Below are 16,871 nucleotides of genomic sequence, written 5' to 3' on the forward strand. Positions count from 1 at the left end.
ATCCACGCAAGGCGTGGATCTACCTTGGTGCCGACCGTTGGTCGGCACGCTTGCAAGAGGCCTACCGGCGCTGCGTGCCCTCGTCGCGACTTGCCTGCGGGAACTGGAAGGCACTGTTGGCGTCATAGCCAGCGTTGGCAGTATTGCCACGCGCCGGCGGGTTGATGCTGCTGGTGCCGCTGCCGAAGCCGAGGATCTGCACACTGATCACCGAAGGCTGGTTGCGCCGCGCATCATCCTGGCTCTTGCGCATCACATCCTGTGCCGCTTGGCTGGCGCTGTTGGCTGCTGCACTGGCCGAGGCCAGCGCGTTGACGTTCACCGTGGCCAGCACGGGCAGGCCCTTGCTTTCACCCTGTACCTGGATGTTGGCGGCGTTGAGCACCTGCAGCGCGGCCAGGTTGATGTTGCCCGAGACGCGGATGCCAGCCTCGCCCGCATCGATGGTGCCCAGCGGCGCGATCAGGTCGACGTCGCCCGGTCGTACTTCGGCAATGGGGTTCAACGTTGCGATGCCTGCACCGCTGGCCGGGGCCTGCGGCGACAGCATCACGTTGCCCCAGCCGTCATAGACGCGACGCGGTGGCGTGTACAACAACGTAGTCTGCGAACCACGACCGGCATTGATGTCACCCTGCTCCGACCAGGCCAGGATGTCTCCGCCGAACGTTGTCATCACCCGAGACAGCCCCAGCAGAACGCTGTCCTGGCTGAACAGACGGATGTCACCCTGCCCCTGGGTCACCAGCCCGGCACTGGCCGGCGGCACCACGCCCTGCACACCCACCACGATCTGTCCGCCCGGCGCCATCAGCTCGATGTTGCCGCCGGCTTCGGTACGCACGCCGGAGCCTCCGTACATCAGGATGTCGCCGGTGCGCTGGATCGTCGCCCCCGTCGCATCCTTGTCCGGCATCAGCGTGGCGATGGCCTCGCGGCCGCGCAGGTAAGAACCGAAACGCGGGCCTTCGGCATCGGTGTACTCGCGGCCACCTTCACGCAGTTCGGCGTAGTAGACCTGGCGCAGGAAGATGCGCTGCTGTTCCTTCGGCAACGCATCGAACGCAGCCAGCGCCGCGTCGCCATCGGCGGCCATGCCGAAGCGTTGCTGCAGCCACTGCTTCAGTTCCTGGTCGTAGACCTTGACTGCCCTGCCCGACTGCGATGCCAGCGATTGCGCGGGATCGGCCAGATTCGCAGGATCCAGATAGCGGGCACGCAGGGCCGCGAAATCGATCTGCTGGTTGCCGGCCGTCAGCGCGATGCTGGCGCCGGGACGGGTATCGCCCTGCACGATGCCACCGAGGCTGACGATGCTGCCCGCATCCTCCTGGCGCAGCTGGCGGCCGGCACTGATCTCGGTGTTGCCGGGGCCGGCGATGGTCGCGTTCAGATGCACGATGTCGCGGCCCGCCGCCACCACCGTGATGTCGGTGGGCGCGGTGTTCAACGCGGTCATCGACACCCCGAGGATGTCCCGGCCTGCCCGCAGTTGCACGGCGCCGGCGGCCTCGAACCAGTTCAGCTGCGTGCGCTGCCCCCCGTTGGGAGTCAGCGTGCGTTGGGCGCCGGTGGCCAGACCGATGATGTCGCCCTGCACCGCGTAGAAGCGGCTCGGTGCCAGTGCCGCAGAGACCGTGGACAGCGGTGTACTGGGGCCGAAGGCGAACAGCGGAAGCGATGCCTGCGGCGATGCAATGTTGCCGTCCACCGACAGGTTGTGACGCGAGCGGGTCACATTGCCGCTGGAATCCCCCTGCTCGGCCATGAATGCAGGGTCGAAGGGTCCCGGCAGGCGCGCGTCGCTGGCGGAGCGCGCGATCTGGGTCGCGCCACGCTGGGCGAAGATGCCGCCACCGGCCAGGACGTCCAGCCGTCCTGTCGCCGAGGGTGCCAGCAGGATCACATCCTGCGTCCCCGGCGTGGTGCTGATCCGGTCCAGCTTGACGTCGCCCCGCGCAGCAACGGCGCTGAAGCGCGAAGGATAGAGCCAGTAGTTCAGCAGCTCCTCCCGGCTGCCCGGTGCCAGCGCAACCTGCTCGGGCCACAGATTGCTGCCGGTCACGTTCTCCGGCCCGGCCAGGCCCGGCGCCAGGTCGCCACCGGCACTGAACAGGTCCACGGCGGTCGTGTCGGTCCACAGGGAGAACCAGGTGCTGCCCGCAGCGCGGCTGCCGTTGTCCTGCACCACCGCGCTGTAGTTGGCCAGTGGAACCCGACCGGCATCGGCGACGCCGCCGAGCACGACGTCACCCCGCGCCTGCAGCTGCGCGACCGCATCGCCCAGCACCAGCACCGGCCCGCCCATCGGGCGAGCGGCGTCGGCGGCGAACAGATCGGCCGCACGCAGCTGGCCCAGCGTCGCGTAGCTTTCCAGGGTGACGCCCATTGCACCGATGCGTCCCGCATCCAGCTGCAGGCTGCCACGCAGATTGCTGAAGGTACCGTTGAGGTCGAGATTCTGTCCCGCCCTGGAGGCATTGAGGCTGGAGAACGTCGCCCGCAGATTCGGATTCAGTGCGCCACCGATACGCAGTTGCAGGTCGCCGCCGCCGGTCAGGTGCAGCTGGCCATCGCTGACCCGGCCGGTCGATCCCACCGCCGCGATGATCGCACCCGAGCGCGGTGCGATCGTCGAGTCCAGCGCGTCACCTATCGCATCGCGCACGCCGGCGTCACGCCCGGCCTCCAGCGTCAAGTTGCCGCCGCCCAAGGTACCGAAGCCGGTGAAGCCGACCATCCGCGGAGAGGCGCCAGCAGCAGCGGACACGTTGGTGTAGGCGCCAAAGTTCACCCACCAGCTGGTCGGCACCGGCTCCACACCGGTGGTGCTGCCGGTTCCCTGCCGCCACAGCCAATTGCCGACCGCGGCACTGGAGTACAGCGCCCAGTCGCGCTCGCTGGTGCCCGACTCTGCGCGCCCGGTCCAGACGTCACCGACGATATCTCGCCCGGCTTCGACGCGCAGGTTGCCGCCATGATCGGGATACCAGGCCTGGTAGCCGGCCAACGCGGCATCATAGCTACCCGGCACCAGGTTCGGACCCAGCAGTGCGGTGTTCCTGGGGGCTGCTGCACGGGGCGAATTGAAGGCAGCGTCGCGGCCCTCGCCCAGCGTGGTGGGAGTGCCCGCCGTGTACACACCGAAGCCGGACTTCATCACGACATCACCGGCAGCGAGCAGTTCCAGGTCCCCCTTGCCGGTGCGCAGCACGCTCCAGGCCGGCGTGCCCGCGCGCTTGCCGTAAGTTGTCACTTCGGTCTGCGTGCCACCGCCGGCGCAGTAGCTGGGTGCGGTGCTGCAGAACTGGTCTTCGGTCATGCCGAACATCGCCGCGAAGTCCTTCGCAGGGGTGCCCACGTAGGACTCGTCACCCCAGTAATCCAGCGAGCCCTGCGCGGCCACCTGGCGGGGGGCCGGGCCGCAGTAGTCGGCCGACATCGCGCAGAACTCATCTTCGGTGAAGCCGTACATGTCGGCCAGCTCCGCGATCGGACGGCCCGCATAGGAGGTGTCGCCGATCCAGTCCAGCGATGCCCGCTCGGTCAACGCACGATCACCCACCCAGATGATTTCGGTCTTGACCGTACCGATCGAGCCCTGGTGGGTGTCGGCCAGCACCACGCTGCCTTCGCTGCCCCAGCGCCGGCTGCTTGGATCGGCTGCCCCGGAATCGGCACCGGCAACCACGGTCAGGTCCCAGGAGGTGGTGCCCTCGGCCAGCATCGGCGCCAGCGCCCAGTTGCGCCCCTGGTTGCCGTTGGCATCGGCCGGCCGCAGATTCACCGGCGCGTCGCCGGGCAGCTCCACCTTGGTCAACGATGGGATGTACGCGCCCACCTTGAGCTCGACTTCCCGCGCCAGGCGCAGCGCAACCGGCAGCACCGCGCCGGCGGGCCACTCCTGTGCCGCCATCTGGACCGCGCTGCGCAGGCGGAAGCCGGCGCCCAGCCGCGCGCCGGCCGCCAGCACCAGCGGCTCCTGCAGCACGGTGCCCGCCGCCAGCGTCTGCCCGGACTGGGTGGTCACCGCCGCACCCAGCACCGTGCCCGCAGGCAGGCGCAGGGTCTGCGAGATCACCATCGGCGCGGGCAGCACGGTACCGACCGGAAGCGTTACCGATTCGACCGGCACGTCATAGTTCAGGCGGGTGCCGGCCTGGAACTCGGTGCCCGGCTGCAGCTTCACCCCGTCCACCGGCACCACCAGGTCGCCACCGAAGGGGGTGTGCCCGGCGCTGCCATTGCGAGCCTCATACAACTGCCAACCGCCCTCGTCCGGCGTGGACGGCGGCGGTGCGAAACCATCATTGATGCTGCCGTGCACGTTGATGTTGCCCTCCGCGCGCAGCACCAGCGACGCCGACTCGCCGAAGCCGCGCCGCGCCGGATCACTGCGATCGGCATCGGGCCCATAGCGGTAGCCGGACAGGTCGATGTCACCGGATACGGTCAGGTCACCTCCGGGATTGGCCTCGCTGCGGCGGGCGAGGATCTGCACGCCCGGGCGCAGGCGGTGCGCGCCCAGCGCAGCCGTGCGTTGTCGGAGGTCCGCATTGGCCAGCGCGCCGTCCATCCACGTGCGGTTGTCCGGATCGACGATCTGGTCCAGCCATTGCTGAGTGACGCGCTGCGCGCGGTTGCCGTTGATGTCGACACTGTCCGCCAAGGGGGCGTCCTCATAGCGTCGCACCGCATTGACCTGGATATCGGCCGCACCTTCGACGCGCAGTCCGCTGGCGACCGTTATCGCCGCATCGTTGCTGCCGATGCGTGGCGCATCGATCTTCAGGGTGCCGCGGGCCACGCCGTCGTTCTTCCCGCGGCCGCCGCCCGCCGCCACAGCCGTGCCCGCGCGCAGGTCCATGTGGGCGCCGGCGCCGATGTCGATCCCGCCGGCGGCGCTGCCCAGTTCGATCGTAGCCCGGTTCGGGCTGTCGATGATCTTGCCCTGGCTGTCCACGCGCAGGCCGGTGCCATGCGTATCCAGCGTGCCCTCCACCTGCAGACCGTCACGTGCGTACAGGCGGATCGCACCGACCTGTTCGCCGCTGGCGTCGATGCGCCCCGCTACGCGCAGGCTGCCTGCGTCGAGGCTGATGTCGACCCTACGCGCCTTCACCTCGTCACCGATCAGCAGATCACCCTCGCCGATCCGGAACGTGCGCCCGCCGGTGACACCTCCTGCGTTCAGGCGCTGGTTCAAGCCTGCGAAGTCCTGCAACGTGCCGGCGCGAACCACGAGGTCTGCGCCGCCGTAAGGCACCACGGTGCCACCTGCGTCGTAACGTCCACTGGCAGCCCCCTCGATGCCGCCGGCCAGATCGACCCGCCCGGCCAGCGCGTTCACCGTCAGCCGTCCGCCGCGGTTGTTGCGCGCCGAGAGATCGATGCGCGAGGCGGCATCAGTGCTGACGTCCCCCGTATCGCTGGAAAGGAGCACGTCGCCGCCCCAGCTGTACCTGTCCACGTCGTACAGCGTGACCCTGCGCCCCGCCAGATCCAGCGCCGCCTGGCTGCCGAGCGCGATGCCTTCGCGCGCGCTCGCTGACAGCCGGCCAGAGGCCAGTGCGATCGAGCTGTCCAGCGCGATCCGCTGCGCATCGATGCTCAGTTCGCTGCCCAGCGCGTCGCCGCGGGTCGTGCCGCGGCCGCCCTGCAGACGGAAGTCGCCGCCGGTCCGCACCCGCAGCTGCGCACCGGGATCGGCCGTCAGCAGCGGCGTGTCGATGCCGATGCTGCCACCGCTGTACTGCCAACCCTTGTCCGCGAGATAGTCGCCGCGCTGCTGGTACACGTCCAGCGTGCCCAGCGCGGAAAACAGCAGCTGCCCGGACGCGCTGAGGTTGAGGGCGCTGAAGCCGAGTACCTGACGGTTGGCAGGCACCTCGGAGCTGGGACGGCTGAACGGGGCGCGCGCCAGCTGCAGGTTGCGGGTGACGATGTCCAGCTGCCCCGCGCCGAGCCGGTCCACCATCGGATCGGCCGGCGGCACCGACGCATCGCTGCCCGGCGCCTGCGTCGCCGCCAGCGAACCGTCCCAGACCAGTGTGTCCACCAGGATGCGCGCACGGTCGCTCGCCGCACCATAGCCATGGATGGCCTGCGCGCCCAGTACCAGCGTCTGCAGGCCACCGCGGCCGGTGGCACTGTCGCGCGCATCCAGGTCGACGCTGCCGAAGACGTTGACCGAATCCCGTGCGACCAGGCTCAGCGTATCCAGCGCCGGTGCGCCGGTGGCATCATTGCCGCGCAGCAGCTGCTGCAGCACGGACTGGTTCATGGTCATGCCATTTGGCAACGCCCCTGCGGCCGCCGCCTGCGCGATCGCCTCGGCGCTGCCGAGGTTGAGCGCCGCCATGCTCACGCCAAGCTGGCGCGTGCCATAACGGGCGGAATCGCGCATCTGCAGCACACCATCGGTGGCCACCCCGATGCTGCCATCGGACACCAGCCGTGCCTCGCCTTCGCAGTCGGTCTGGCAGCCGCCGATGTCGATCGCGACCGGCCCGGCCGCCACACCGGTCGTACCGGTGATCAGGTTCAGGCGCTGGTTCGAGACGGCCAGCAGGCCGCCATTGACCTGATAGGGCACGGTCGGCGCGGACGCGCTGTCGCGTGCGAAAGACAAGGTGTCGAGTGTCGCCCCGGCTTCGACCAGGATGCCGCTGCCACCGGACGCCGCAGCCACCAGTATCTCCGGCGCCTGCAGGGTCGCACCGGAGCGGATCGCCACATCGCGCACCGAGCCGGACACCGCCACCAGCGAAGCCGACTCGTTGAACTGTCCGCCGATCACCATGCGTTCCGGCCGCAGCGCATTGAGTGCGTCGTCGGTGAAGGTCGCGCCGCGATCGTGCGCCTGCAACGGACTGCCGGCAGCAGCGACCTCCAGCGAACCCACGGCCGGGCTGGCGAGCGTGGCGACCAGGGTACCGCCGCGCCCCTTTTCATTGGCCGCGGAGAAACGCGCCGTGCCGGCGAAGTCGATGGCCGCGATTCCCTCGCGACCAGCGCCTTCACCCAGTGCCAGGGTCAGGCCCAGCGCATCGATGGTCTGCCAGCCGCGCGCCTCGCCACGACGGTCGGCGGTGGCCTGCACGAAGCTGTTGTAGCTGGTTTCGTTGTAGCCGGAATGCCGGCGTACCACCGCCGCCGGCGTCAGCAGGATGTCGGTGAGCAGCGGCGACGCCACCCCACCCAGTGCCGATCCCTGCCGGCCGGACACGCGCCAGGTACCGGTGCCGGTCTGGATCGGCTGTGGCACGCCGGAGGTCCCCGTCGCGCCCAGCTCGACGCGGAATGCACCCGGCTGCAGCGCGAAGCTCGCCGGCAGCAATGTGTAGGTGCCCGCAGGCAGGCCGGGAACGCCGGCGGGTACGGTGATCTGCTGGCCCACCGCTGGAGCAGCGAAGCCATCATCACTGCTGGGTGCGAAGCTGCCGGCACGTCCCGGCACGATCGCGTACACCGGGTTGCCGGAGGCACTGAACGCATAGCGCGGGTTGGCATCGGCCAACGCGGTGCGCAGCACGTCGACGGAGCCACCGCGGCCTGAGACGAATGCCGCGCCGGTCAGTTCGCCGCCACCTGACACGTCCAGCAGCGCATCGGCATGCACATCCACGTCGTTGGCGGTAAGGGTCACGCCATTGGACGCAATGCCGGCCGGCGTCAGTGACTCCAGGCTGCTGCTGCCCCTTCTCCACGACACACCGTCCACGGTACCGCCGTAGGGCAGCGCCAGACCTGCGCCACTGGTGGAGGTGATGCTGCCCGGCAGCAGCTCCACCCGACTGGCACGTGTGCCGCCCAGGACCAGGCCGCCCAGCTGCAGCGCCCCCATCGGCGCCTGCACGTTGCCGCCCTGCTGCACGGTGGCTGCCACCAGCTGCAACGCGCCCAGCGCTGACTCGGGCGGAGTGGTCGCCGCCGTACCCGTACCCCGGATGCGCAGCACCGCATCCGGATCTGACCAGTATCCGGGCGTCGCCACGGTCGCCGCAGACGCACCCGCGACCAGATAGCCCGTCGCACCGGAGGTGGGGTACAGCCGGGCGGCACTCACGTCCATCGACCCGCTCGCCATCAACGCACTGATCGATCCGCCGTTGGACACCGCGTTGAGCAGCCGCACGTCGCTGCGGCTGTCGAGCACGACCTGGTTGAAGCCGGGCAGCCAGGTGACATCACGGATGTCGATCAGATCAGCCCTCGCCGACAGCACGTGGTCGCCTTCCGCAGCCGACGCCACGGTATCGGTGACCACCAGGTTCTCACCCGGCAGCGACTGCCAGTGCGACTGTGCCAGCAGCAGGTGCGGAGCGCTCAGCGAAATGCCGCTGGACTGCGGTGCTGCCAAGGCCATGCCGAGGCTTGACTGCCCCTGTCCGTATATGCGCAGGCTCTGGCCCATGCGCAGGTCGACATCGCCCTCCGCGCGGACGTCACCGAATACGGACAGGGTGTCGAAGCCACCGGCCTGGATCTGCTCCACCGACAGCGCCGCGTGCCCATACTCCAGCCGGTCCGGCAGCACCGCGTCGGCCGGGCTGCGCTGGCTGAGCGTAATGCCGCGCGCGCGCAGCACCTCCTCGCTCGCGCCGCGCGCATGAACGCTGCCACCAAAGGCCACGCCCAAGGTGCCGCCGTGCGCGCCACTGCCGCCGGCAGAGGCATCCATTGCGCCGTCCAGATACAGAGCGTTGGCCGAACGCAGCACGATCTGCCCGCCGTCGCTGTCCACCCGGGTGCGCCCCTTCCCGTCGACATCCAACGGCGCCGAGGCGCCCGCTGCCCGCAGCTGCGCGCCACGCTCGAGCACGACGAAGGCTTCAGGCGGACGGTTGTCCACCGACGCGGAGCTCTCCCAGTCGAGCGCGCCGCCGATCTCGATGCGCCCCCCCGCCCGCACCTGTCCCTGCAGGCGGCCACCGGCGTCGGCCAGTGACACCGCATCCGCACTGGCATCCAGCAGCGCACCGTCGGCGAACCGCCAGGTCCGCTCGCTCCGCTGCCCGGCATAGAGCGTGGTCGGCAGGCGCACATCGTCGATGCTGATGCGTCCTCCCTGCGCACGCAGCGTGCCTTCCACATCGATGTTGCCGGCGCCGAGCAGGGAGATCGCCTGCCCCGGGTCGACCTCGATCAGTGCGGCCTTGCCCACCCGCAGGTCGCCGCCGACGCTGTTGCGATCCGAGCGCACGCTCACGCTGGCACCGCTGCGCTGGCGGACCAGCCCGCTCATCGGATCGGCACTGTAGAGCGGTGCCAGCCAGCTCTCCAGTGCCTTCTTCCGGTCCGTCGCGACGCGCGCGTCTGCGGTCATCCGAAGGCCCGGCATGCGCGCTGCCAGCTGCGTGCCATCGGCAACCTCCAGCCCTTGATGGCCATTGATGTCGTACTGGGCAAAGCCACTGCCGAACAGGCCGGCATCCACCTGCAGCGCTGCTGGGTCCGCCGGATCCGCATCGCCCACCCGCACCCGGCCACCGGTGCCCAGCGAGAACGTGCCGCTGCCCTGGCCACGGCCGCTGAACCGGCTGCCCTCGCCCAGCTGCACCCGGCCGCTGCCGTCCGTTGCAACCGTGCTGCTGTTCGCCTGCAGGCTGATGCTGCCCCCTGCGCCGATACGACCTTTGCCGCGCAGGTCCAGCGCGGCGCCGGCCTCGACGTCGACCGTCGCCCCGGCACCCACCCTCACGTCATGGCTGTTGCTCAGGCTCAGACGGCCGCCATCCGTCCAGGCACCACCCGCATCCAGTGGCACCCCCAGCGCTGCATTGCTCCATTCACCGGAGAGATCGATCCGCGTGCCGTCGGCAATGGCGGTGCGGGCGCGGCCATCGTGCAGCAGCGCCGTCGGCCGGCCCTGGACATCCAGCAGGTTGCCCGCCGACAGCTGGCCGCCGGCAATGCCGATGTCGCCTGCCAGTTCCACCTCGCTGCCGGTCAGGTTGAGCTGTCCACCTGCCTGAAGCCGGAGGTTGCCGTCGATGCGGATGCGATCGGCGGTCGCCAGGTCGATCCGTCCCCACTGCTGGGCACTCAGCGCTGCGATATCCAGCCACACCGTGTCACGCCGCTCCTCGTTGACCGGCGCCAGCAGTGACCATGCCGCCTTCGTCGGCGCCTTGTCATCCAGGCGCACATCCGAGACGAACACACCACTGCGGCCCTGGCCGTCGTAGCGCCCCAGGTACAGCTGCGCATTGCGCGCGACCGCCGTCTGCGCCTGCGCATAACCGTCCAACGCGGTATCCGGCCTGCGGTTCTGCTGCGCGCCCTGGAAGGTGGCAGTCTCAACCTGCCCATCCAGCACCGCGGTCGGTGCGGAGATGATCAGGCGTCCTGCATCGCGGCCGACCGTGTATCCGTTATCGACACGCTGCGCCGCGAATACAATCGGATCACGGAAGGTCTCGGTGATGCCCCAGCGCTCCTGCTTTACTTCATGGCCGCTGTACAGGCCATCGAACAGCATCTCGCCCGGCGCGTCGTCAAGGCGGTAGACCTGGCCATCGACGCCGCGCACCCAACTCTGCCGGATCGCGCCGCTCTGCACATCCAAGCTGCCACCGGCAAGGTTGATGCGTGAGCCGCCGTGCGTGATCACTTCCCTGCCGCCCAGCAGGACGGTGCCTCCCTGCGCGGCCCATTCGCCGATCGAGTGCCCCTGGTTGTCGAGATAGCCACCCACTTCCAGCAGGCCGCCTGCAGCGTACCAACGCTCACCCTCGTAGCCCCCGGTACCGGCCGGAACGTGGACGAGCCTGCGGCGGTCGACCCAGACTTCGCTGCTGGTCAGCTTGCCGCTGTCGCGGTTGTCCAGGGCATCGCGCAGTTCGTTGCCCTGCACCTTGACCTGGACATTGTTGCTCTCCATCGACACCTGTACGCCCACTGCGCCGGACACGTCCACGCGCGCGGCGTCGTCTACGTAGCTGCGAGCCGCCGCATCGGCGATGATCTGGCCGCCCGTGGCAACCGTCAGCGAATCCGCGCTGAAACGGATGTTGCCACCCGAGACGATCTCCACCCGCGACTGGTCGCGGCGATCATTGTGCTGGGACAGATTGTCGAAGGTTGCCGAGCGCGTGCCAGCGCGGATCGCGTCCTGCTCTGCCGACTCCTTGATGAGGCTGTCACGCTGCGTATCCAGGACCGTGGCCTTGCCATCGTCCTCGATCAGCACCGCCGTGGTGGCTCCATCGGCAAGCGTGACGCTGCTGGCGGTATCACTGGCCGAGGCCAGAAGATGCACGGTGCCGCGCTGTGCCAGCGTGGTGCTGGCCACGGCCACACCGGCCTGCTCCACACTGCGCCCGGCCAGAGTCACGTCACCCTCGAGCGCGCGTATCAGGCCGGTGTTGCGCACGCTGCCAGCCGTGCTGCCAGCGATGAAGCGCGGCGCGATTTCATTGCCCCGGGTGGTGGAGCTGGTGTTGGTGGCCGTACCCACGCCACGCCGGATCACGAAACTGTCACCGGCAGCAAGCTGCGCCTGGCCCTTGCGCGCCTCGATATGACCAGCATTCTCCACGCTGTGCCCAGCCAGCAGCACGTAGCCACCGCCGCGCGTCGCACTGGTCGGCTCATGGGTCGCGATGCGGGCGCCCTGCTCCACCATCACCTTGCCAAATGCATCGCTGAGCGCGCTGCTGCTGGCGTCGGGGCTGTAGAGGCCATTGTCGCGGAACTGCGCATCGCTGATCCGTGCTGCAGCCGCCAGCAGATTGCGTACATTGACCTGACTGTTGTTGCCGAACACCACCCCGTTGCGGTTGGCCACGAACACCGTGCCATTGGCCTTCAGCTGGCCCAGGATCTGGCTGGGCCGCGCCTGCGGATCGTTGACGCGGTTCAGTACTGCCCAGTCAGGATTCTGCAGGAAGTTCAGCGTGGTGTTGCCGCCGATGTTGAAGGTCTCCCAGTTCAGGATCGCCTTGTCCGCGGTCTGCTCGACCGTGACCTGCACCCGCCCGTCGCTGCCCTGCGACTGGATTGCGTCGCGCGCATTGAGCCAGCCGCGGGTCAGCGGGTTCTGGTCGACGCTCAGGCCATCCTTGCCGAGGCCATCGGCAACGATGAAGCCAGCCTCGCGGCGCGCCTGCCGCGCCTGTTCCTGCAAGCGCTGCTGCAGGGCAATCGCCTGCGCCGCTGTACCGAGGTTGTCGATCGACTGCTGCAGCTTCTGCCGTGCTGCATCCTGCTGCTGGGCCGGCAACTGGAACTGGATCGGCACACCGTTGGGCATCCGGCCACTCTGTGCCGCGCTGCCCTGGGCCGCGCCCCGCTCGGCGAACCAGCCCGGGCTGAACGCCTGCTGCGCCTGGCTGGCCGGGGCCACCACGCTGCCCAGGGCGACCGCGATGGCCCACGCCATCGGATGATTGCGGCGCATCGGCGCGGCCGGATGAACAGCGGACGGGAGCGGGTGCGACATCGGAACCTCATCAACCTGGTGGGCCGCGGCTGCGGCGACGATCGGGGAGGCACGCGCAACGCATGCCCTGCCACTGATAGACGGTTCACGTGACACGAAGCCGACAGCGAAACACTGCGGCGGCGGCACCGTCGCGGAAATGGCGACGCCGGCCCAGGGCCGGCGTCGGGTCAAGCAGGATTCAAGCAGTGCTGCGGATTACAGCGGACGACCGATGCCGGCGCAGGTGCTGGGATTGTTCAGGCCGGCAGTGCTGCTGGCCAACACGAAACGGTTGCGGATCGCATCGCGCCACTTCTTGGGCAACGGGGCAAAGCCATGGCCGATGATCGATGCCTCGTAGGCGGCCGGGTAGGTCGCCGAATAGTGGCGAGCCAGGAAACCTCTCAGCTTGTTGGCAACCGTCTGATCCTTGTAGCACTGACCAATCAACAGGTAGGTGTAGCCGATGATGGGGTAGATGACTGAAGGATTGCCCATGTAGGGAGCCCAGTTGGCAGGATCCTGAGCAGCGATGCCGGACGGAGGATCGAAAACAGTCAGGATGAATTCCCATTGCGCCCGATCCGGCGAGAAGCCTCTGACCTTTGCGACTTTGGTCGCATCGGTCAGGCTCGGGATCACGTCCGGCCCGGCGTAGCCGATACGGCCTTCAAACGCGTAGACAGCGTTGTACAGCGAGGTGTCCCCGGTGGCCGGAGCGGCCACCAGGAACCCCGGCAGGCTGCCGTTGGCATCGCGCTTGTAGAGGTCGGCGAAGGTCGACTTGATGGCGAACTTGCCGCCCACCAGGTTCGAGGTCTCAGCCCGCTCACGGGCGCAGTTAGTGGCAAGGAATCGGGTGAGAATCTCGCTGGTTCCGCTGCTTTCCGGACGGTACACGACCTGGATCGGGCCGCTGCGGTTGGTGTCGATGGTCGACCAGTCGCTGATCGCACCCGAGAACACGCCGCAGATCTGCGCCACGCTCAGGTCCACCGCCGAACCGGCCTTGTTGAACGGGATGGTGACCGAGGTGGCCACCGACGGCACCTGGATCAGCGCGCCGTAGCGGTTGGCGTTGGTCGGCTGGTTGAAGTTGGTGGTGTAGGTACTCAGCTCGGCGCTGCTCAGCACCGAATCGCTGCCAGCGAAATGCACGGTGCCGGTGGTCGAGAACAGCGCCGAGTTGTTTTCCAGAAACGCCTTCTTGCCGGTACCCGATCCGGTCACGGCGTAGCTGAAGTTCGCCGGCAGGATGCTGTCGGCCGAACCCTTGTAGAGGTCGGCCGGCAGCGAGGCACCGCCGCCGGTAACGGTCTGCGCCGAGGCGGCGCCCACGGTAGCGAGCAGCACGGTAGCAACCAGCGCGGCCAGGGTCTTGTACTTGCTCATGATCTTCTCCTGAAGGGTTTACTGCGAAGGGAAACGCCAAGGGAGGTACCGTTACTGCACGCCTGCTGTCATCTCCCAGCCCGCTGCATGAGGACACGTCCATCCTCATTCGTGCCTACGCGAGCTCTGCAGCGCAGCCCCGTGTTGCCGGACCACCAACCACAGCTGGAGGCGTCCGACGTCGTGCATTCGCCTGATGCGAGTGACCGCGCACTGGACCGCACTGGCGGCGGTGATCGGAGACACGCGCAACGCATGCCCTGCCACTGATAGACGGTTCGCGTGACATGAAGCCGACAGCGTGCAGCGGACCATGACGTTGCACGCCGCACGGCGGAAATGGCGACGCCGGCCATAGGGGCCGGCGCCGGGTCAAGCAGGGTTCACGCGGTGCTGCGGATTACAGCGGACGGCCGATGCCCGAGCAGGTGCTCGGATTGTTCAGGCCGGCCGCGCTGCTGGCCAGCACGAAGCGGTTGCGGATCGCATCACGCCAGGCCTTGGTTAGCGGGATGAAACCGTGGCCGGTGATCGACGCCTCGTAGGCCGTCGGGTAGGTCGCCGGATAGTGACGGGCCAGGAAGCCGCGCAGGCTGGTGGCAACCGCCGAATCCTTGTAGCACTGGCCGATCACCAGGTTGGTGTAGCCGGCAATCGGATAGCCGGCCGACGGGTTGCCGAACACCGGCACCCAGTTGGCGGGGTTCTCGGCGGCGGTGCCGGTCGGCGGAGCGACGGTATCCAGGGTGGCCTGCACGCTCACCTGGTCAGGCGAGAAGCCCTTGACCTTGGCAACCTTGGTCGCATCGGTCAGGCTCGGGATCACGTCCGGGCCGACGTAGCCGATGCGGCCATCCACCGCATAGACAGCGTTGTACAGCGAGGTGCCGCCCGTGGCCGGCGCGGCAACCAGGAAGGCCGGCAGATTGTTGTTGGCATCGCGCTTGTACAGGTCGGCGAAGGTCGACTTCACGGCGAACGTGCCGCCGACCAGGTTCGAGGTCGCAGCCGGCTCGGCCGCGCAGGCGGCAGCCAGGAAGCGGGTGAACATTTCGCTGGTGCCACTGCTCTCGGTGCGGTAGACCACACGGATCGGACCGCTGCGGTTGGCGTCGATGGTCGACCAGTCGCTGATCGCACCCGAGAACACGCCGCAGATCTGTGCCACGCTCAGGTTGACGGCCGAACCCGGCTTGTTGAACGGGATGGTGACCGAGGTGGCCACCGACGGCACCTGGATCAGTGCGCCGTAGCGGTTGGCATTGGTCGGCTGGTTGAAGTTGGTGGTGTAGGTGCTCAGCTCGGTGCTGCTCAGCACCGAATCGCTGCCGGCGAAATGCACGGTGCCAGTGGTCGAGAACAGCGCCGAGTTGTTTTCCAGGAACGCCTTCTTGCCGGTGCCCGAACCGGTCACGGCGTAGGTGAAGTTCGCCGGCAGGATGCTGTCGGCCGAACCCTTGTAGAGGTCGGCCGGCAGCGAGGCACCGCCGCCGGTAACGGTCTGCGCCGAGGCGGCGCCCACGGTAGCGAGCAGCGCGGTGGCAACCAGCGCGGCCAGGGTCTTGTACTTGGTCATGATCTTCTCCTGAAGGGTTTACTGCGAAGGGAAACGCCAAGGGAGGAACGGTCATTGCACGCCTGCTGTCGCCAGGGGCCTCCCAGCCCGCTCTGCGACGACGTGGCTATGCTGGTCCGTGCCGATGACAGGCCGCTTAAGAAACCTGTGGAAGATCGAAAAAAGGTGTGGAGGATTGTGTGGAGAAATCCAGGCACCAGTAGATCCACGCCATGCGTGGATGTGCCGCCCATGTCGCGCGTCGGTTGATCCATCCACGCATGGCGTGGATCTACTGCACCAGCTGATTCATTTCCATGATCGGCATCAGCACGGCCAGCACGATGGTCAGCACCACGCCGCCCATCACCAGGATCATGGTCGGCTCCAGCAACGCGGTCAGTGCCATCGCGCGGCGCTCGATCTCGCGCGAGATCGTCTGTGCCGCGCGATCCAGCAGTGGTGCCAATGCGCCGGTCTTCTCGCCACTGGCTACCAGATGCACCAGGATCGGCGGATACACCTTCTGCACCTTCAGCGCAGAGCCAAGCGCCGCACCTTCGCGCACGCGTGCGGACACATCATCGGCACAGCGCGCCAGCAGTGCATTGCTCAGCGTCTGCCGGGCAGCTTCGAGCGCGCGCAGCAGCGGCACGCCCGCATCCAGCAGGATCGCCAGTGTCGAGGCGAAGCGCGCACTGTTCACCCCCAGCACGAAGCGCCCGATCATCGGCAGCCGCAGCAGCATCGCGTCCCAGCGCAGGCGCAACTCGGGCCTGCGCAGGGCCAACCGCCAGGCCACCACCAGCGCAGCGATGCCGAGACCCACCCACACGCCCCAGCTGCGCACGAAGGCGCTGGCCGCCAGCATCACCTGGGTCAGCATCGGCAGCGTCTGCCGCGCCTGCACGAACGCGGTCACCACCTGCGGCACCACGTAGCTGAGCAGGAAAATCACGATCGCCACCGATACCAGGCTAATCGCCGCCGGATAGATGAAGGCAGTCAGCACCTTGGCCTGCAGCGCGTTGCGTTCTTCGATGTAGTCGGCCAGGCGCTCCATCACTCGCGCCAGGTCGCCGGAGTCTTCACCCGCCCCCACCAGTGCCCGATAGATCGGCGGGAAATCGCGAGGCCGCGCGGCGAGTGCCACGGTCAGGCGCTGACCAGCACGTACATCCGCACGCACGGCAGTGAGTGCCTGCGCAACATGCGGGCGCTCGGCCTGCTCGATCACCGCACTCAAAGCACCTTCCAACGGCAGGCTGGCGGCCAGCAGACTGGCCAGCTGGCGCGTGGCCCAGGCCAGCTCGCTGGCGGACAGCCGCCGAGCGCCCCAGCCACTGCCGGCACTGCGCGCCGCGCTGACCTGCACAGGCGTCAGCCCACGCCCGCGCAACAGCTGGCGCGCACCGCGCGGGCTGTCGGCATCCAGCTGACCCTTCTCGATGCGGCCCTGCGCGTTGGCAGCCTGGTAGTCGAACAGTGCCATGCAGA

The 16,871-nt window shown here is 68.3% G+C and carries 4 protein-coding genes; all 4 read right to left on the minus strand.

All coding sequences use genetic code 11. The features are described from left to right. Positions 1-61: 61 nt before the first annotated feature. On the minus strand, positions 62-12,445 hold the full coding sequence (locus tag M1L61_RS12715; protein ID WP_248853573.1) for a filamentous haemagglutinin family protein: 12,384 nt from the start codon (positions 12,443-12,445) through the stop codon (positions 62-64). Positions 12,446-12,643: 198 nt separating this feature from the next. Next, entirely contained in the window at positions 12,644-13,819 is a 1,176-nt protein-coding gene (locus M1L61_RS12720; protein WP_248853574.1) for a substrate-binding domain-containing protein, read from the minus strand. A gap of 400 nt (positions 13,820-14,219) precedes the next feature. Then, a complete protein-coding gene (locus tag M1L61_RS12725; RefSeq protein WP_248853575.1) occupies positions 14,220-15,395 on the minus strand; it encodes a substrate-binding domain-containing protein in 1,176 nt (391 codons plus the stop codon). Positions 15,396-15,666: 271 nt separating this feature from the next. Beyond that, complete coding sequence (gspF, locus tag M1L61_RS12730) at positions 15,667-16,866, minus strand: type II secretion system inner membrane protein GspF (RefSeq protein ID WP_235650571.1); 1,200 nt, start codon at positions 16,864-16,866, stop codon at positions 15,667-15,669. Between the last annotated feature and the right edge of the window lie 5 nt (positions 16,867-16,871).

Source organism: Stenotrophomonas sp. NY11291 (genome assembly GCF_023277365.1).
GTDB lineage: Bacteria > Pseudomonadota > Gammaproteobacteria > Xanthomonadales > Xanthomonadaceae > Stenotrophomonas > Stenotrophomonas geniculata.

Coding starts and splice junctions, on each gene's coding strand:
- M1L61_RS12715 (WP_248853573.1), bottom strand. CDS start 12,445: ATGTCGCACCCGCTCCCGTCCGCTGTTCATCCGGCCGCGCCGATGCGC.
- M1L61_RS12720 (WP_248853574.1), bottom strand. CDS start 13,819: ATGAGCAAGTACAAGACCCTGGCCGCGCTGGTTGCTACCGTGCTGCTC.
- M1L61_RS12725 (WP_248853575.1), bottom strand. CDS start 15,395: ATGACCAAGTACAAGACCCTGGCCGCGCTGGTTGCCACCGCGCTGCTC.
- gspF (WP_235650571.1), bottom strand. CDS start 16,866: ATGGCACTGTTCGACTACCAGGCTGCCAACGCGCAGGGCCGCATCGAG.